This window comes from Colwellia echini, assembly GCF_002843355.2.
In the GTDB taxonomy this organism is placed as follows: domain Bacteria; phylum Pseudomonadota; class Gammaproteobacteria; order Enterobacterales; family Alteromonadaceae; genus Colwellia; species Colwellia echini.
Genome location: NZ_PJAI02000025.1, coordinates 1 through 19643 on the forward strand (window position 1 = coordinate 1; position 19643 = coordinate 19643).

Consider the following 19643-nt stretch of genomic DNA (forward strand, 5'->3'; position numbering starts at 1 on the left):
CCCACCTGAATCCATTCCGAACTCAGAAGTGAAACGCAGTTGCGCCGATGGTAGTGTGGGAGTTCCCATGTGAGAGTAGGACATTGCTAGACTTCTAATTTGAGCGAAAGCTCTGAAAAGCCCGCAACATTGTTGCGGGCTTTTTGCTTTTTAGCATTTAAAAAATACCACGTAGGAAGCTGCCCTGCAGGTGACACAAAAAACGTAGTTTTTTGTTGTTACTTAACTCAACTTATTGATAGATAAATATACGAGACATAAACATTCAGGTGCTCTAATCTTTTCGCCTGCAGGGCAGCCTCCTACGCCGTGCTGTAGGCTGAAAATATTTAGACTCTTGGCTTTAGCATTTAAAAAATACCGAGTAGGAAGCTGCCTTGCAGGTGACAACAAAACGTAGTTTTACTTCAACGTATTGATGAAGATATGACGTGTTTAATGGATTCGATTACCCCAGTTAAGAATCGCGCGGTAGTAAATATTGCATGGTAGATTAGCGTGAATAAATTTACGCCTACGTTGGATAGCTTCTTGATAGAATCATTTACGCGGTTAGATAATTTCAAACGAACTATTAGTTGTATTATTCTAAAGTATTTGTTTTATTCAGGCTCAACAAAGAATTTATTATTCATTAAAAATTCATCTTCCATCGCATCTAGCATTTCTTCAGTTAGCATTGCATCAGGTTGTATGTTCTGACTTATTTTATGATTTTCTTCTGCCCATTCACCAAGGTCTATTAACTGACAGCGTTTACTACAGAAAGGTCTAAATTCACTACTTGCTTGCCAAATAACTTCGCTTTTACATTGTGGACAAGATACTTTTAAAGTCATGATGATTTACTTATTCAATGGGTAATAACAAACAATTATACACTAAAGGTTAAGACTTGGAATCATTGCTGTTCGACGATTATGATGTTGGATCATATAATAGATTTAAACTAGAGGTGATTAACAGCGGGCTAATTGAAATTTTGTAGATTGGTTGGCGTAGCGACGACCTGTATATTGGCATGGCAACATAAATCGAATTGAATAGCGAAACTTATTGCCACTTACTGTTGGATAATAAGGAGCGTCAGAAGCTAATTTTATACGTAATAATACTAAGCCTTCGCCATTATCTTGATAGAAGCCGCTATCGACTTCTACGGCTTCAAACTCAGCTCTCTGTCGAATAAATTTAAGTACTAATGCTAGTGAAGAAGATATATCTGTGAGCAAGTTAAGCCATTGCTGCATCTCTTGCTTAATTTCAGTTTCATCTTGATGAAGCCAAAAGTGAAGCTGAGGTAAATCAAAACTAGCACTACCTCCTTGTATAGCAAAACGCTGCTTTAAACAGGCTAACAGTTTATCTTCTTTCAATTTAAACCACATTGGCTGCGGGATTCGTAATCGCGAAACCAATTTAACGGTTTCAGTAAGATTTACATCAAGTGCACTAGTATCTATATTGGGTGCTTGTGACCATATTACTAAGTTTTGCTCTAGCTTTTCTAAATCTTTAATTAAATCGCCACGTAAATCATTACGCTCTAGCGTATCGATAATAGAAAATAATGCAGTGAAAAATACTTGGTGGCTAGTTTTTATCGGCAGGTTATTATTAAGACATGAATATGTCTGAGCAAAAAATTGCTCAAGTTTTAGGTAACTTCTAATACGCTCATTGAGCGGGTGTTCATATAATACCGTAGACATATAGAGATTTGAGGGCCGTTATCTTGAAATGAAGATTAATTAAGTATTGTTGATTTTTAAACCATTTTTGTCAAGGCTATATACTTTTTATCGAGAGAGTTAATTTGTTGTATAAGTTGGCTAGGCGTTAAGTCATCATTATTAATAACATCATCTGCCTGTTTAAGTCGTTCAGAACGAGTTACTTGACTGGCGATAATAGCTTTTACAACTTCCTCAGAGCTATTGTCTCTTAACATGGTTCGTTCTATTTGTAACTTTTCACTAACATCAACTACTAATACTCTATCAACTAATTGATTAAGTTTATTCTCAATGAGCAAAGGTGCAACTAAAATACAGTAATCACTATTAGCTGTTTTGGTTTGATTGATAATGTTATTACGAATCAACGGGTGCAATAAGTTGTTTAGCCATAATTTATCAGCTTCATTAGCGAATATTCTGTTACGTAGTAAGTTTCTATTGAGTTGGCCGTCGGGCAAAATATATTCATCACCAAAATGGTTTGATATTTGAGCTAAGGCTGGGCTATTAACTGCAACTACTTGCCTGGCAATGATATCAGCATCAATAATATCTATGCCTAACTTATTAAATTGATCGGTTATGGTTGTTTTACCACTAGCAATTCCACCAGTTAAACCAATAACGAGTTTAGACATGGTATAGGTAACTTATGTAGGTTAGTGTTAAGTTAATCATTAAAACTGCTTTGTTTCTTTATAATAGTTATTGTTAATTAGGGATGCGATAGGTTAAGAGATGGTTTGTAAATACCAAGCCCAAATACCTTCACCCCATAAAAGTGTGATCCACCCTGCAATAGCTAAATATGGGCCAAAAGGTATTCCTTGTTCTTTTTGATGATTTTTAAATAATAACAAAGCAATACCTACAATAGCACCAACGACAGAAGCCATTAAAATAAGTAGTGGCAATAATTGCCAACCCACCCAAGCGCCAAAAACAGCAAATAATTTAAAATCGCCAAAGCCCATACCTTCTTTGCCAGTTAATAATTTGAATAACCAAAAAACTAAGAATAAACTCATGTAACCTACTGCCGCGCCAATTACCGCATCAGTTAATGGTGTAAAAGCACCATTAATATTTATCAGTAAGCCTAGCCATAATAAAGGCAATGTTATTTGATCAGGTAATAACATGTGATCAAAATCAATCATGGTTAGAGAAATTAATGACCAGGTTAGTAGTAATACCCAAAAGGTAGCTAATGTAGGGCCAAAGTGATTAGCAACCACTAAGCTTAACAACATGGTTGATAATTCAATCAGTGGATAACGAGCAGATATTTTATTAGCGCAGTTACTGCATTTACCTTTTAAAAATAACCAACTGAATACAGGGATATTTTCATAGTAACGAATTTTATGATTACAATTGGGGCAAGTAGAGTCTGGTTTAGATAAGGTAACGGCAGTCATTTCTTTAGGTTTGATATCCGCTACTTCATCAGCTAGGAATTCTCGACATTCATGGTACCAAGTATATTCCATCATTTTTGGTGTGCGATAAATGACAACGTTAAGAAAGCTGCCTATAGCTAATGATATTAAGCCAATAGTGGTGTAAAACAACATAGGTGATTGTTGAAATAAAGTAGTTAAGGTAGAAAAAAAATACGTGATGTTATCGAGCAAGGGAAGCACCTTTGATTGTGTCGCTATTATTAAGAGAGGAGACGGTAAGTGAGTATAACAGAGTGTGATCTTACACTCTGTCATTAATCTTCAAGTGGTTTTATAATGTGGTTAAATAACTTTTCCTAATTGGAATATTGGTAAGTACATGGCGATGATTAACCCGCCAATTACAACACCTAATACGGCCATAATCATAGGTTCTAAAAGTGCAGTTAAACCATCTACAGCATCATCGACTTGTTGTTCATAAACATTTGCTACTTTAGATAACATATCATCAACAGCACCCGATTCTTCACCAATGGCAACCATTTGAATAACCATATCAGGGAATATCTTACAGTTACGCATCGCTAAGTTCATTTGCATACCCGAAGATACTTCTGCTTTTACTTCTAAAATAGCATCTCTAAATACCGCATTACCAGAAGCTCCAGCAGCGGAGTCTAGCGCATCAATTAAATTTACACCCGCAGCGAAAGTAGTTGATAAAGTACGTGCGTAGCGTGCAACGGCTGCTTTTTCTAATAAAACACCAATGATAGGGAGTTTTAAAATTAATATATCAACTTTATCGCGAAGTGCCTGGCTGTTTCTATAAGCCCTTTTGAATAAAAAACCAGCAACAAACATTGCAGCAAGGCCTAGATACCAATATGCTTGCATAAAATCAGAAATACTAATTACAAAAAGTGTAAATGCAGGAAGCTCTGCACCAAAACCTGCAAATATTTCTTGAAATACAGGTACTACAAATATTAACAGAATTGAGGTTACAATTGCTGCAATAATTAAGACTGCAATAGGATAAGTCATTGCTTTTTTGATTTTACTTTTTAACGCTTCTGCTTTTTCTTTATAAGTAGCAATTCGGCCGAATATAGTTTCTAACGCCCCTGATTGCTCACCTGAAGCTACTAAATCACAATATAGGTCGTCAAAAAACAAAGGGTGCTCTCGTAGACTATCAGATAATGGAATACCCGATGAAAGATTAACTGTTATATCACCAAGTAATTTACGCATTTTTCCATTATCGTGCCCTTTGCCGATCATTTCTAATGTTTGTACTAAAGGTACACCAGCGCCGAGCATAGTCGCGATTTGTCTAGTTAAAACAGCAATGTGAGCTTGAGTAATGGCAGGATCACCACTTAAACCGAATAAAGGCTTTGGTTTCTTTTTAACACGACTAGGGGTGATACCCTGTTTACGTAATTGGGCTTTAAGTTCAATTATATTATTGGCAGGTAATTCACCATCGACTTTTTTACCTTTACGGTTAACTCCGTGCCAGATAAAAATATCAAGTTCTTTAACCTTATTTTTGTCTTTAGCTGATTTTTTAGTTTTTGTAATAGCCATAGTTAACCTTGCTCTGATGCGACTCATTTAGCTGTTATTCTGCGCTAATGAATCCTTTATAATTTTTGTATATTAATCTAAGTTAACCGATTTTTCGTTTAACTGCTAGTCTATTGGTTGTTTGGCCTTAGGCCGTTGTAACTCGGTTAACTTCTGCCAAACTTGTCATGCCACTCATGGCTTTTTTCAGGCCTGATTGACGTAAATTGTTATAACCTTCTTTTTGACATTGTTGTGCAATATCTAGCGAGTTACCACCCTCCATAATAATTGAGGCAATGGTAGGGCTAATTTTTATTACTTCGTAAATACCTACTCGGCCTTTATAGCCAGCAGTGCAATGAGTACAGCCAACGGGTTTAAATAATTTTATTTCTGATAATTTATCAGCAGGGAAGCCTTGTTCGGCTAATTGCATTTCGGTTAATTCTTCAGGCTCTCTACATTGCGGGCATAATCGACGCGCAAGCCGCTGGGCAATGATAATAGAAACCGAACTCGCAACGTTATACGATGGCACGCCCATGTTAAGTAAACGGGTTAAGGTTTCAGCAGCTGAGTTGGTATGTAGTGTTGATAATACCAAGTGACCAGTTTGTGCGGCTTTAATCGCTATTTCTGCCGTTTCTAAATCTCGAATTTCACCTACCATAACAATATCAGGATCTTGACGTAAGAAAGAGCGTAAAGCACTAGGGAAAGTTAAACCGGCACGAACATTAATTTGTACTTGGTTAATACCTTCAAGGTTAATCTCTACAGGATCTTCGGCGGTAGATATATTGCGCTCTTGGGTGTTAAGAATATTTAAACCTGTATAAAGTGAAACCGTTTTACCAGAGCCTGTAGGACCAGTGACTAATATCATCCCTTGTGGTTGGTCTAGCGCTTCCATGTATATTTCTTTCTGTTCAGGTTCATAACCCAACATATCAATACCTAGCATTGCGCTAGAAGAATCGAGTATACGCATTACAATTTTTTCACCCCACATAGTGGGTAGGGTGCTTACACGAAAATCAATGGATTTTTTCTTTGATAAAGCCAGTTTAATTCGCCCATCTTGTGGCACGCGACGTTCGGCAATATCAAGTTTAGACATAACTTTAAGACGAGCTGCCATACGTGAAGCTAGGGTTACTGGTGGTCGAGCAATCTCAGCTAAAATACCATCAATACGAAACCGAATACGGAAAGATTTTTCATAAGGTTCAAAATGTAAATCTGAAGCCCCTTTTTTAATAGCATCGAGTAATATTTTATTGATAAAAACAACAATAGGTGCATCATCTTCACTACTTGCATTATTTTCTTCTTTCGCAGTATCTTCTACATCAATACCTGCTAGCTCATCAGAGTCAGCATCACTAATATCAAGAGCCTCACTCTCGTCTTCCAATACTCTTTCAATACAAGCTTGTAAACTTTTATCATCACATAATACTAATTCTGTGCTGTAACCAGTGTTAAATTGAATTTCTTCAAGAGCATCTAAATTAGTTGGGTCTGACATGGCAACAAAAAGTACTTTGCCACGTAAATATAAAGGCAGTGCATTATGTTTAGTTATCAGTTTTTCATTTCTAATACCTTCTGGCATCAAACTGGTATCAAAATGGTTAAGTTGGATTTGTGGATAACCAAAGCTTTTAGATAGGACTCTGGCAATATTGATTGGGTTAAGATCTTGGTTTTCGATTAAGTAACGAATAAAAGGTTTGTTTTTACCGATAAAGTCTTCTGCAATATCATCTATAGCGTCTATTGAAATAAGGTTTTGTTTTGATAGCGCAGATAATACGCTTGATTGCTGATGATTGCCTTTCATAACTATAGAGATAACCTTTTTGAAATAGTAAAGTAGTCGTTATTATTCATCAGTGTAACCGATTCTGTGATAAAAACATCAAGAGATTTATCATAATGTATGAGAATGTTTTAAATAAGATTGTTTCAATCATGTTGGATAAACAATACAAGATATTTACATAACTAACTTTTATATAACTAAGCAATACTAATATCGCTAAATTATAACCAAGTTTAATAGTAAACAAGGTTAAGTGTACAATATTAGCTGTTAAAATTAGCTATTAATGTATCTGCCGTTATGGCGCTGTGCAGATCTTTGGCAAATAGCTTGAGTCGGCATCAGATACACATTTCCATTCACCGCTAGCGATACGATTCCATTGTACGTATTTACCATTAACTTGAGATGGTGCATTTAAAACCACACACTTTATATGGCCCACCCCAAGAGTATTTATTGCTGTTATAGTGCAATTTCGGGTAGTTGCATTTTGAATGCTATTTAAACCTGATATATCAGCAAAATCTCCAGAAGCACCATCACTTACTAACATTTCAAACTGAGTTTTACCCCCCGTAATTTCAGCCAAACCAGCCAGCATCTTAGAGCTAGCTTGATAATCTGAATAAGCAGGTAATGCTATAGCCGCTAAAATACCAATGACTGCAACAACGATCATTAATTCAATGAGTGTAAATCCATGAGGGGTATGTTTTTTTGTATGCTTTAAGCTTTTCATCATTTACCACTGTGTAATATGTTTCTTTAAGTGTTAGCTAAAGTGTACTGAAATATTAGAAAATTAATAGTGCATGGTTATTCATGGCAACTAAATACAGAGCTTTTTATTAATGTTCATATGTTTTTCATATATTTAATTCCAGTATATGCAATTATTTTATTATTGATAGTTTACTTGTCTAAAGGTGCTTGAGAAAGTAACTAAAATAAGTAGTTCTATTTTTGGTAAGGATAAAAGCGATAATTATCAGTTACTATATTGACATATCATTTTAAATGACTTAATTTTCGGTATCATTATAAGTTAACCCTTAGTTAATAATAAGTTAAAAAGGTTCTTTAGTGATAAATCAGTAAAAAAAATAATAGAAAAAAGTCGTAACAAAGTTTTACATTTCTGAAATTTTGTCGCAATATGCAGTTAGCCCCCTATAAATATAAAAATGGAAACTTAAATTATGAAAAACTTACAACAAATGAAAAAAAGTACACAAAAAGGTTTTACCCTTATTGAATTAATGATTGTTGTTGCAATCATTGGTATTCTAGCAGCAGTAGCCTTACCTGCTTACTCAGATTATCAAGCAAGTTCTAAAATGACAGCAGGTTTAGCTGAAATTTCAGGTGGTAAAACAGGTGTAGAAATACAGTTAAATCAGGGTAATTTAACACCAACTCTTGCTGATATTGGATTACAAGCAACAACAGGTAATTGTAATATTACGTTAACTGTAAATGCTGGTGTAGCGACTCTAGATTGTGCAATACAAAATGCGCCTACACAGGTATCAGGTGCTACTTTAACTTGGACTAGAACAGTGCAAGGAGCTTGGACATGTGCAACCGTTGATGCAACTGATGGGAGTTTAGCTCCTAAGTCTTGCCCACAATCTTAATTATATAACTAGTTAACTTTACTAAAACGCCCCTAATTAGGGGCGTTTTTTTTATCTTGTATATTATTAACTACGTTATAAATATGCAATAACTTCAATTGAGTTAATTATTTTCAATTTGAGAAAAGAAATGAATTTCAATAAAACGATATTTGCCTTACATATTAGTTTTTTGCCTATTATCATTTTTTGTTTTTTGACATTATTACCATTACTACCTATCTTTTCTTTTGACTATCACAACCATCAACGCATTTGGCAAATAGCATTACTCACTTTTGTTGGTATGCTATTCTCAACTCAACTTTTAACGCGCAAAAAAACAACTTTTTATCTTGATAGCAAAATAATTTACTTAATAGCAGTCTTTTTAATTTTAGGTATATTATCGTCGCTACTAGGAAATGAAACCCAATTTAGCTTATTATATACAACTCATTTTTTATTACTATTCACCCTGTTACTGTATGTTAATCAGCGTCAGTCAAAACAAAGCTCCTTGTTATTTATTTATTGTTTAGTTGCTGCACATATTTCGCTGCTTTTAATTTGTTTATTGAATATTATTTTTTCGGTAACAGAAGGTGTCGATATTAGTGTATATATTGTCTATTCAGGGTTTATTAATATTAGGCATTTCAATCAAGTACAAGTTTTTATTTTACCGTTGTTATTATTGCTTGTTAAAATACCTAATGCCCGTAAAGTCATAATATTTATGATTGGGCTTAATATCTATTTAATGTTTTTAGGAAAAGCAAGAGGGACATGTTTGGTATGGTTTACAATTTTATTCTTTATATATTTAACCAATAAGTCTTATAAAAAAGAGGTGAGATTAGCTTTTATTATCAGCGTGTTTGTTTTAGCTATTTATATTATTTTAGAGTTTTTTTACCAGTCAAGTGGCATTAAAATTAAAGGTACTACTTCAGGTCGTTTCGATATGTGGGTTGATATTTTCAGCCAATTGAAACTATCTCACTTGCTCATAGGTACCGGCCCAGGTATTTATGGTTTTTCTTTTCCTGGTCATGGCCCATTAAGCCACCCTCATAATAGTATTTTGGAAATACTTGAAGAGTGGGGGATTTTAGCAATGGCAATAATTATTTCATTAGTCTTTTCAACAGCACATAACGCTTATAAGCATTTAAAATCACATAACAAAGACAGTATAACAGCGGTTGTTTTTTATTCTTGGTTGTCGGGAGGAGTATACTCTTTAGTATCTGGGGTACTTGTAATGCCAGTACCACAAACCTTGTTTTTTATTTTGTGGGGCCTTTTATTAGCAAGAACAAATTCACGATTATCACTGACTAGTTTAAAAAATCATGGGTTAAAGCTTGTACTTATCGTTTTTGTGATCAGTTTTATAATTTATTATTTTTATAGTGCCTTTTATTTTTACAACTTAATAAATCCTGACGACGGTTATACCCATGGACCAAGGTTTTGGTCGGTAGGAAAAAGAGAGTAATGATTATTATGCTTTTATATGAAATCATCAGTTTAATTTATTCGTTAATTTAGCACTTAGAGTCTTCAGTCTAGTTTTTCACTGCAAATAAATATAAATGATTTTTTTAGATAATAAGGGTGATCTTTACTACAAATTTCTGTATAATCCGCGCTCCCTACGTTACAAAAGCCTATTGTTTGGACGTTTCTTTCTACTTTTAAGTAGGCAGTTCCTCATAAACAGTGGCGCTGGGCTCGATGCTCGAAGGGGCAATGGCGTAGTCCATTTAACCGATAATTTAGCTTTTACTTTAAGTAGATTCTTTTATTGTCATTTAAGTAACATTTATAAAATTGGGTTTTTTAATGAAAACTTTTGTAGCAAAACCAGCAAGCGTACAACGCGAATGGTTCTTAGTGGACGCCGAAGATAAAACTTTAGGTCGTATAGCCACTGAAATAGCAAGCCGTTTACGCGGTAAGCATAAAGCAGAATATACTCCTCATGTAGATACTGGCGATTACATCGTTGTTATCAATGCTGAGAAAGTACGTGTAACAGGTAACAAAGCGAAAGGTAAAATTTACTACTCGCATACCGGTTTCGTTGGCGGTCTTAAGCAAATTAGCTTTGAAAAGTTAATTGAAAAAGCACCAGAGCGCGTACTTGAAATTGCAGTTAAAGGCATGTTACCTAAAGGTCCTTTAGGTCGTGAAATGTTCCGCAAATTAAAAGTGTATGCTGGTACTGAACATCAACATACTGCACAACAACCACAACTTTTGGAGCTTTAAGCAATGGCTGATAATCAATATTACGGTACTGGTCGTCGCAAGAGCTCTACTGCTCGTGTGTTCATGAAAGCTGGTAACGGTGCAATTACAATTAACAAACGTGACATCTCTGAATACTTCGGTCGTGAAACTGCTCGTATGGTTGTTCGTCAACCATTAGAATTAGTTGGCATGCTTGAAAAGTTTGACTTTAACATCTCTGTAATTGGTGGTGGTATTTCTGGTCAAGCTGGCGCGATTCGTCACGGCGTAACTCGTGCATTAATGGAGTTTGATGAAACATTACGTAGTGAACTACGTAAAGCTGGTTTCGTTACTCGTGATGCGCGTAAAGTTGAGCGTAAGAAAGTGGGCTTACATAAAGCACGTAAGAAACCACAATTCTCAAAACGTTAAAATTCGTCCTATTCAGAATTTTTACGGCATTGTCTGCGTTGTTTACTCCAATCACTTAGGTAAACGCTGTTACCTAAATGTAAGCAGGAGCGCACAACTTGACGGCTTTGTTAAAATCCAGAATAGTTAGAATTTTTAGATTTGAAAAACCGACTTTTGTCGGTTTTTTTATGTCTTAAAATCAAAGAAGATTTGCGTAAAGGAATATGCGTAATTTAGTTATATTCAGAATTTTTACGGCATTGTCTGCGTTGTTTGCTCCAATCACTTAGGTAACCACTGTTACCTAAATGTAAGCAGGAGCGCACAACTTGACGGCTTTGTTAAAATCCAGAATAGTTAGAATTTGTAGATTTGAAAAACCGACTTTTGTCGGTTTTTTTATGTTTGAAACAATCATTATAGAAGCTGGTATAAGGCGTTTATAACATTGTTGGTGTGGGTAGATGTTAGTGTGTGGTTAAAATTGCTTATCAATTCGAACGCTGCCATCAGTTAAATAAACCATTCTTACAGCATCTTGTTTATGAAATACCATTTGCGGATCATAGTCTTGAATTACCATGTATTGTTGGCATTGTTGTTCGTTGCAATCAAGTTGGATCATTAACTCGACTAAATTAATCACAATTATTTGCGCTTGACTGTTATTGTTAGCAATTCGGCCACCAATAAGCGTACCTAAAACTGTGGCAATAGTTCGACCACTACCGCCTCCGAATTGATTACCTATGACGCCGCCGATTAATGCGCCGCCAAAGGTTTTCCAACCGCTATTTTTATCTTCAATTAATTCTTCTTGGCTGATGTTTCTGGCAGAAACAACCGTGCCAAACAATACTTGTTCTACAGGTACGGCTTTGTTTCTTTCATAACCTGCTGTTGCCGCAAAGCTAAAGAGGAATGTAATTAAAGTAATACTTGTTAATAATAGCGATTTCATATTGATACCTATTTTATTTTGGTGTTAACAGCTTACTCTAGGCAGTAATCACTAGTTAGATTACTACTAGCAAAGTTGTTACCAGCTAACGAACTCTTTACCTTTAGTTTTACGGATTTCGGTTTCATCAGCCCATTCTACCAAGCCACTTTCTAAATCCATTAAACGTAAGGTAAATTTGTAATAAACGTCTGACTGATCTTGGTTAGATTTAACAATACTGGCTAAGTTGCCATATAGCATATATTGAGCGCCAACTTGCTTACCAAATTGCATGGCTTTACTTGGGTCAACCATGCCACTACTTTGTTGGTAATCAAGCTGTTTACGAGCAGCAGCAACTCGACTCATATCTACAAACCTAAATTTACCTGAACGTAATAATTTAGTTGATATAGAGTCGGTAATAGATTCTGTGTCTATATGCTCGCTGGTTTTATTTTTGATACTTTCAACAAACAAGATAGGACGATTATTAGCGGTTAATGTACCAATAACTGGCGAGACTAATAGTGAGTCTGTCATTTCACCGGCAACTTTTTGTAGGTCAGTTGAGCCAAAGTCAATGTTAGTTGTTTCTACTGCATTTGCATCACCGTAACGCACTACAGATTTATTGGTACAGCCAGCAACAAGGGTAAGTGTTAGGGCAACACTGGTGATCATTATCAATTTGTTCATGGTTATTTCCTTTATTGGGTAATGTTAAGTTTATTATTTTGTGTATGTTAAGCCGAGGGCTTTGTCGGGTAGCTAGTATTTTTTAATCAGCAAACTTGAAATATTGCTCAGCTACTTCGCGTATATAAATTTTAAAGGTTGCAGCTTTTGTTGTTGGCGCTAAACCAGGCACTGTTGCGGTTTGCATGCCGTGTAGGTCAAGCGGTTGCCAAGGACTTTTGCCAGCCTCTATAATAAAGCCATCTTTATCAAACCAAGTGAATTGATATTGTAAGTGCAGTGTTTTTTTATAGGTACTGGTGAGTGATAAATTAATTTCAAGTAAGTCATTGTTAGTGCGGGATCTTATATCACTGATGTGCAGTTTTTTGCCTAAATCAGGGTTATCTACTTGTAAGTGTTTTTCAAATTTCTGCCCTGGTGCTATTTGGTCTGTGCCAACACCGGAAGTAACTGGTGGGATGTTTTTACAGCCAGTAACTATTAACATGGCAGATAAAAGCACGATCAGAGTTACTGGTTTGGTTAGTGATACCGCATTAAAAGCTGTTGTGCTAGGGTGTTGTTTAGTCTGTTTTTTCATTGTGTAATACTCCATGTTAAATGAATGTTTGCTGTGTTGTTTTATTGTCTTAGTAATAAATGGTTGATAAAACTAAAGGTTAACACTCTGATAATTAGTATACTTGTCGATTGAGGTTAAGGTTACTAAGGTCTGCCTATCTTGGTTAATATTTACCGTTATGGTACGTTTAATGCCATTTACGTTTAAATCAAGCACATGTTGGCCTGTTGCTAAATCAAGCTTAAGTATTTCAATACTATCGGGTAATGTACTCCAGCTCCGAGTATCGGCTTTTTCAGAAACAATATTATAAAGGTTGGCAAGAATATTACCTATATCACCACCTTTTCGTGCCATTTCTTGTCTTATTTGCTCTTTTGCCACAAGCCTGACAATTTGTCTGGTGACAATTGCAGGCATTTGGTCTTGTAATTGTTTAGCGGCAAGTGATTGCAGGCGTACTATTTCTTCGGAATGATATTGCTGTCCTTGATAACTTAGCGACAGTCCTGGGTATCGCTGTAACTGATCAGGGTAAATAGGTAAAGCAACACTATAAAAACGTACATCTCGGTTGATGTATAAGGGGAGGTTGAATGAAACTTCTTGTTTACTGTTGATGATGCCTTGTTCCACTATAATAATAAGTTGACCGCTTGTTGTGATAGAAGTCTCACTTGATAGCGAAGTATCATCAGTAGGTTTTATTTGTGCACTGGAGTTTTCAGTTGTGCTGGCTTGAGTGATGGTTGGTTGGGGTTGAGTAATATCACCAGCAAAGTGTTTATTAAAACGTTGAATGTCATCATTCATCCCTAATTGGTTTGCTAAACGCCAAACGTCTTTTTGCAGTACGGTGTTAGTGGGATAAATTTCCAATGCTTTTTTATAATCTATATATGCGTCATTACTTTGTCCTGCCGCTTCATAGAGCACCCCAGATAAGTAAAAGGTATAAGCATTTTGAAAGCCATTTTTTACGTTACCTATAACATTGTTCTGCGATGGATATCTGCTATCTAAATTTTGTTGGCTAAGTCCTTTATTCGCCATTTTTTGTTGGCTTTCTTCAATAGCTTGTTGGTTTGTTTTTAATGCCTTGTTTTGTACTAGGTTAGCACGGCGAATTTCGACCAAAGCGCCAGAGAGATCATTATTATTCAAGTAATTTAATGCTTGATAAGAATTTAACATACTCTGTTCATAATACGGGATGTCGTATCTAATAGCATTATCATTACTTACCACCGAGGCTACGTTTTCAACACCACGGCTTATTTGTATTTTTGCTGCTTGCTCTTGCTCACGAACTTGTTGATATACTACTTCGAAGTTTTCTTGGCTGAGTAACCAATTACTGGCAAGGTATTCTAATCTCCCCTTTTCTAATAGACTTAAACTGTAGGTGCCGTCACCCTCACTGCGTAATGGTACTAAAGAGATAGCTTGTTGGAAGTCGCCACGCTTTTGTGCAGCTTTAACGCTTTGCATTTGTTGATTGTAATTACTGAACATATCGCCAAAACCAGTTGACGAGCAAGCACTGATCACTGAAGAGAGTAACAGGTAGGTTGAGACTTTTAGAAGTTTATTTAGCATATTAATAGCTTATCTTGTTGGTGCTAGATAGCAAGGCACAAAATATTTAAAAATGTAAGCAGCAGTAGTAGCGAATATTATTCTTAAATAATACGCTTTAATTTGGTTAAAGGAAGAACAAATAATTAATAGAAAGGTGAGCAATAAGTAATGAATTGGCTACTCAAGCCATAAACTTTGATTTTGTAATAATTCTTTGGCTTCAAAGTTGGGATTGTCTATTTTGATAATAGTTCTATTGCTTAAATCTGCTCGTGCTATATCTTCAGCATAATACTTATTTAATATAGTGTTGATTTCTCCAGAAGCTATTAATATTCGTAAGCCTGCTTCTATGCGTTTGGCTAAGCGAGGCTCTTTAGGAGATACATAAACATAAGTTACCATAGGTAAATACAAAGCCAGAGTAGGTTCGACGACTATATCCTTCAATTCTGATTTACGGGTATGAAGTTCATCATAAATTTCATATATGGCTCTTGGAATATAATCAAATCGATTTCTAGATAACATGAGAAATAAACCTTCATAATTGTGTGCTGTTAAAGTTTTCATTCCCGCGGCTTTAAAAATACTTGTGGTAACCCAACCATTATGTAAACCAGCGGTAAGCTGGCTTAAGTCTGCCAATGTTTTTACTTTACTAAATTTATCTAGATTCGCTTTATTAACTAATAGTAATCGATAACTTAATAAACCTTGCCTAACTGGTATTTTAATCGCAATCGCATGCGCGTCCCATTCGTCGTTACTTGGTATGATAAAAGTATTTATCATTTCACCATCTTGTATAGAAATTAAGGCTCTGCCTGGCGTCATATTGCCATCAATTGTTTCAAATTTGTAGGGACCGTACTCTTCTTCTGTCACTTGTAAAGAACGCAGTACTATTTCATCTTTATGTTTGGATCTTTTATCGTGACCTAACAAAGGTTTGAGTATTTTTACAGTATCTATGGCGTATCCTTTAGGCATACTAAGTATAAGGATAAGGATAACGAGTTGGAATAGGTGGGCTGCTTTAATCATTATGACCTTTTTTATTGTTATAGGTTGGCGGCATAGTAATAGAGTTGGTTGATCTTTCTAATTTATTTCGTACAGTAAAACCACAAAATAATCGGAATTATTGTAAGTTTAGACAACTTCTATAATTTAGATATAACTTAGAGAGTAATTTTATGGTTTTAATTCAGTTTTACATTAGCTTTATATTAATAAAATTGTACATTAGTGCACTTTGTGGGGGTAATGTAAAATAAAATTGTAGTGCGCAATGGCAAACTTGAATTCAAATATTAACTGATACTGTTTTTTTAAATGAATTTTTTGTGAATAAAATCGCATTGAACCAACCCTAAAATAGGGTGATATGCCCGCCATACCCTAGTTAACCTCATTTCTTTACCGCTTGGTATTAATAATGAGTAGTGCAATTATAGTCAGTTGAGAAATGAATGACTTATCCTGTATTTTAGTGTTTTCTTTTTAGCCGAAAAAACTGTATAATGCGCGCCAATTATAGCCCTATTCGTTTATTTGCTTGAAACTTCTTTAAAGTAATCATAAACGTTAGTAACAGCGAGTAACGCCTGTGTTAGATAAATTAAGAAATGTGGCAATTATTGCTCACGTTGACCACGGAAAAACCACTTTAGTTGATAAGTTATTAGAGCAATCTGGTACTTTAGACACACGTGGCGGTCTAGAAGAACGTACAATGGACTCGAATGACATCGAGAAAGAACGTGGTATCACAATCTTAGCTAAAAACACAGCTATCAACTGGGACGGCTACCGTGTAAACATTGTAGATACTCCTGGCCATGCCGATTTTGGTGGTGAAGTTGAGCGTGTAATGTCAATGGTAGACTCTGTACTACTTATTGTTGATGCACAAGAAGGTCCTATGCCACAAACGCGCTTCGTAACGAAGAAAGCGTTTGCTCAAGGTTTAAAGCCAATTGTTGTAATCAATAAAATTGATAAGCCTGGTGCTCGCCCTGATTGGGTTATGGATCAAGTTTTCGAATTATTTGATAACCTTGGCGCAACAGATGAACAGCTTGATTTTAAAGTTGTTTACGCTTCAGCTATTAATGGTTGGGCTACGCTTGAAGAAGGCGAAGTTGGCACTAGCATGACTCCTTTATTTGAAACTATTCTTAAAGAAGTTCCTGCACCGGCTGTGGATCCTGAAGGTCCATTCCAAATGCAAATTTCTCAACTTGATTACAGTTCATACTTGGGCGTAATTGGTGTTGGTCGTATTACTCGTGGTAGTGTTAAACCAAATCAACAAGTAACTATTCAATTAGCTAGCGGCGGCGTTCATAACGCTAAAGTAGGTAAAGTATTTGGTTACTTAGGTCTTGAGCGTTTAGATGTTGCTGAAGGTTTTGCTGGTGATATCATTGCAATCACTGGTTTAGGTGAATTAAAAATATCTGATACGATTTGTTGTCCATCAGAAGTTGAAGGTTTACCTGCACTTTCTGTTGATGAACCAACTATTAACATGACATTCCAAGTTAACACTTCACCATTTTGTGGTAAAGAAGGTAAGTTTGTAACGTCACGTAACATCAAAGATCGTTTAGAAAAAGAATTAATTCATAACGTTGCTTTACGTGTTGAACAATTAGAAGATGCTGATAAATTTAAAGTATCTGGCCGTGGTGAACTTCACTTAGGTATTTTAATTGAAAACATGCGTCGTGAAGGTTTTGAGTTAGCGGTATCTCGTCCTGAAGTTATTATCCGTGAAGAAAATGGTCAGTTACAAGAACCATATGAAACAGTAACGATTGATGTTGAAGAACAACATCAAGGTCCTATCATGGAAAGAATGGGTGTTCGTAAAGCTGAATTAACAGATATGGCACCAGATGGTACTGGTCGTATCCGTATGGATTTCATCATGCCTAGCCGTGGTTTAATTGGTTTCCAAACTGAATTCATGACTTTAACATCTGGCTCTGGTTTAATTTACCATACATTCTTTGAATACGGCCCTCACAAGGGTGGCGAAATTGGTCAACGTAAAAATGGTGTAATGATTGCTAACGCTACTGGTAAAGCCTTAACTAACGCTATCTTTAACTTACAATCTCGTGGTCGTATGTTAATTGGTCACGGTATTGATATTTATGAAGGTCAAATTATTGGTATTCATAGCCGCGATAACGATTTAACTGTTAACGCGCTTAAAGGTAAGCAATTAACTAACGTTCGTTCATCAGGTACTGATGAAGCGCAAACATTAACGCCGCCTATTATCATGTCGTTAGAGCAAGCGTTAGAATTTATCGATAACGATGAATTAGTTGAAGTAACACCTGAAAGTATCCGTATACGTAAAAAATCTTTAAAAGAAAATGATCGTAAACGTGAAGGTCGTGGTGCTAAGTAAGCGTTGCTATTAACGTTAGAGAATAACCTGCGTTAATAAATATTACTTATTAAAAAAGGGTCGATTAGTTATGCTAATCGACCCTTTTTGTATCTACTACCTTTGTTTGTTATATGATGTTGATAAAGGTTATTTATACAACTCCTTGTTCAATCATTGCATCGGCTACGCGTCTAAAGCCAGCAATGTTTGCACCTAGCACTAAGTTATTTTCTTGGCCGAATTCTTTAGCTGTTTCACTAGCGCTAATAAAAATATCTTTCATTATTTGCTGCAGTTGCTCATCCACTTGTTCAAACGACCACTTTTGCATACTGGCGTTTTGTGCCATTTCTAATTGACTTGTAGCTACACCGCCTGCATTTGCGGCTTTACCTGGTCCGTAAGAGATTCCTGCATCTATAAATGCATCAACCGCTTCTGCTGTTGATGGCATATTTGCGCCCTCACAAACAAGGTTACAACCATTATTCAATAAGGCGTTTGCATCTGTTAGGGTTAATTCGTTTTGGGTAGCGCAAGGAAAAGCGGCATCGGCAGTATAACGCCAAATAGCATGCCCATCTTCTGGGTAGTTGATTGTCGGTGTAAATTCAGCATCAGGATAAGTTTGAAGATAATTCATTAATGATGAACGGTTTACTTCTTTTAGTCTTTTAACTTCAGCCAGTTTAATCCCTGCGGAATGATATAAGGTACCAGAAGAGTCACTACAGGCAATTGGCGTAGCACCTAATTGATACAATTTTTCCATGGCGTAAATAGCCACATTACCTGAACCAGAAACTAAGCACTGCCTGCCTTGTAAACTTGCGCCGCGACTGTTTAACATATAATCAGCAAAATATACTGCTCCATAACCAGTCGCTTCTTTGCGCACTAATGAACCGCCCCAGAGTAAACTTTTACCTGTTAATACTCCTTCATAACGACCAGTTAGACGTTTGTATTGGCCGAACATATAACCAATTTCTCGGGCACCAACACCGATATCTCCTGCAGGAACATCGGTTGTTGGACCAATATGACGATAAAGCTCGGTCATAAACGATTGACAAAAACGCATGATCTCAGCGTCACTTCTTCCTTTAGGATTAAAGTTAGATCCGCCTTTTCCTGCGCCAATTGGCAAACCAGTTAAGGCATTTTTAAAAATTTGTTCAAAACCTAAAAACTTAATAATACCGGCGTTTACTGAGGGATGAAAACGAAGTCCGCCTTTGTATGGGCCTAATGCAGAGTTAAATTCTACTCGGTAGCCTTTATTAATTTGAATGTTACCAGCATCATCAACCCATGGAACGCGAAACATGAGTTGGCGTTCAGGTTCAACCATACGTTGGATAATAGCTTGTTTTTGGTAATGCTCGTTGGCACTTAATAACGGCTCTAATGAATTTAATACTTCTTCAACAGCTTGATAAAATTCACCTTGTGCGGGGCTGCTTTTCTTTAATTCGGTAATCGTTTCTTGAATATATGACATATAAACCCTTGTATTTTTTAAGTGAGGTAAGTTGCTTTTATATTTAACCTGAATTCGGGATAAGCAAAATGCTACAACAGCCTTAATTATCCGTATTACTGCGTTTTG

General features: G+C 35.9%; 18 protein-coding genes and 1 rRNA gene. 6 read left to right on the forward strand and 13 right to left on the reverse strand.

From position 1 onward, the window contains the following. Positions 1-92: ribosomal RNA gene (rrf, locus tag CWS31_RS15470) — 5S ribosomal RNA — on the forward strand; the annotation flags it as partial. Between the two features lie 510 nt (positions 93-602). On the opposite strand, the gene yacG is transcribed toward rrf, so the two are convergent. The 7 genes from yacG to CWS31_RS17960 form a co-directional block, all read right to left on the reverse strand. Continuing rightward, on the reverse strand, positions 603-839 hold the full coding sequence (yacG, locus tag CWS31_RS15475) for a DNA gyrase inhibitor YacG (protein WP_101345282.1): 237 nt from the start codon (positions 837-839) through the stop codon (positions 603-605). A 120-nt stretch (positions 840-959) separates the two neighbouring features. Further along, on the reverse strand, positions 960-1712 hold the full coding sequence (gene zapD, locus CWS31_RS15480) for a cell division protein ZapD (protein WP_101345283.1): 753 nt from the start codon (positions 1710-1712) through the stop codon (positions 960-962). A 56-nt stretch (positions 1713-1768) separates the two neighbouring features. Continuing rightward, positions 1769-2377 (reverse strand): dephospho-CoA kinase, encoded by a 609-nt coding sequence (gene coaE, locus CWS31_RS15485; RefSeq protein WP_101345284.1) that lies wholly within the window; start codon positions 2375-2377, stop codon positions 1769-1771. A gap of 93 nt (positions 2378-2470) precedes the next feature. Then, positions 2471-3316 carry a prepilin peptidase gene (locus tag CWS31_RS15490; protein WP_101345564.1) on the reverse strand — a complete coding sequence of 282 codons (846 nt, stop codon included), beginning with the start codon at positions 3314-3316 and terminating at the stop codon, positions 2471-2473. Positions 3317-3487: 171 nt separating this feature from the next. Continuing rightward, complete coding sequence (locus tag CWS31_RS15495) at positions 3488-4744, reverse strand: type II secretion system F family protein (RefSeq protein WP_101345285.1); 1257 nt, start codon at positions 4742-4744, stop codon at positions 3488-3490. Between the two features lie 127 nt (positions 4745-4871). Further along, positions 4872-6572 (reverse strand): type IV-A pilus assembly ATPase PilB, encoded by a 1701-nt coding sequence (gene pilB, locus CWS31_RS15500; protein WP_101345286.1) that lies wholly within the window; start codon positions 6570-6572, stop codon positions 4872-4874. Positions 6573-6852: 280 nt separating this feature from the next. After that, positions 6853-7299, reverse strand: coding sequence for a pilin (locus tag CWS31_RS17960; RefSeq protein ID WP_342780246.1), 447 nt, complete (start codon positions 7297-7299; stop codon positions 6853-6855). A gap of 457 nt (positions 7300-7756) precedes the next feature. On the opposite strand from CWS31_RS17960, the gene CWS31_RS15510 reads away from it, so the two are divergent. From CWS31_RS15510 to rpsI, 4 genes are all read left to right on the forward strand, one after another. Then, a complete protein-coding gene (locus tag CWS31_RS15510; protein WP_425457532.1) occupies positions 7757-8194 on the forward strand; it encodes a pilin in 438 nt (145 codons plus the stop codon). 130 nt (positions 8195-8324) lie between these two features. Beyond that, complete coding sequence (locus CWS31_RS15515) at positions 8325-9677, forward strand: O-antigen ligase family protein (protein WP_101345287.1); 1353 nt, start codon at positions 8325-8327, stop codon at positions 9675-9677. 347 nt (positions 9678-10024) lie between these two features. Further along, positions 10025-10453, forward strand: coding sequence for a 50S ribosomal protein L13 (gene rplM / locus CWS31_RS15520; RefSeq protein ID WP_101345288.1), 429 nt, complete (start codon positions 10025-10027; stop codon positions 10451-10453). A 3-nt stretch (positions 10454-10456) separates the two neighbouring features. Beyond that, positions 10457-10849, forward strand: coding sequence for a 30S ribosomal protein S9 (gene rpsI / locus CWS31_RS15525; protein WP_101345289.1), 393 nt, complete (start codon positions 10457-10459; stop codon positions 10847-10849). Positions 10850-11309: 460 nt separating this feature from the next. On the opposite strand, the gene CWS31_RS15530 is transcribed toward rpsI, so the two are convergent. The 5 genes from CWS31_RS15530 to CWS31_RS15550 all read right to left on the reverse strand — a co-directional run bounded on the left by CWS31_RS15530 (position 11310) and on the right by CWS31_RS15550 (position 15612). Beyond that, on the reverse strand, positions 11310-11792 hold the full coding sequence (locus tag CWS31_RS15530; protein WP_101345290.1) for an outer membrane lipoprotein: 483 nt from the start codon (positions 11790-11792) through the stop codon (positions 11310-11312). A gap of 78 nt (positions 11793-11870) precedes the next feature. Next, on the reverse strand, positions 11871-12473 hold the full coding sequence (gene lpoB / locus CWS31_RS15535; RefSeq protein ID WP_101345291.1) for a penicillin-binding protein activator LpoB: 603 nt from the start codon (positions 12471-12473) through the stop codon (positions 11871-11873). An 82-nt stretch (positions 12474-12555) separates the two neighbouring features. Continuing rightward, the gene (locus CWS31_RS15540) at positions 12556-13056 is read right to left on the reverse strand and encodes a YcfL family putative periplasmic lipoprotein (RefSeq protein ID WP_101345292.1); all 501 of its coding nucleotides are present in this window, start codon (positions 13054-13056) and stop codon (positions 12556-12558) included. A 72-nt stretch (positions 13057-13128) separates the two neighbouring features. After that, positions 13129-14637 carry a COG3014 family protein gene (locus tag CWS31_RS15545; protein WP_211355850.1) on the reverse strand — a complete coding sequence of 503 codons (1509 nt, stop codon included), beginning with the start codon at positions 14635-14637 and terminating at the stop codon, positions 13129-13131. Positions 14638-14796: 159 nt separating this feature from the next. Next, positions 14797-15612, reverse strand: a complete 816-nt coding sequence (locus CWS31_RS15550; protein ID WP_170252909.1) for a substrate-binding periplasmic protein — start codon at positions 15610-15612, stop codon at positions 14797-14799. Positions 15613-16231: 619 nt separating this feature from the next. On the opposite strand from CWS31_RS15550, the gene typA reads away from it, so the two are divergent. Continuing rightward, positions 16232-18049 carry a translational GTPase TypA gene (typA, locus tag CWS31_RS15555; RefSeq protein WP_101345294.1) on the forward strand — a complete coding sequence of 606 codons (1818 nt, stop codon included), beginning with the start codon at positions 16232-16234 and terminating at the stop codon, positions 18047-18049. 133 nt (positions 18050-18182) lie between these two features. Here the strand turns inward: typA and gdhA are convergent, their stop codons facing one another. After that, a complete protein-coding gene (gene gdhA, locus CWS31_RS15560) occupies positions 18183-19535 on the reverse strand; it encodes an NADP-specific glutamate dehydrogenase (protein WP_101345295.1) in 1353 nt (450 codons plus the stop codon). Between the last annotated feature and the right edge of the window lie 108 nt (positions 19536-19643).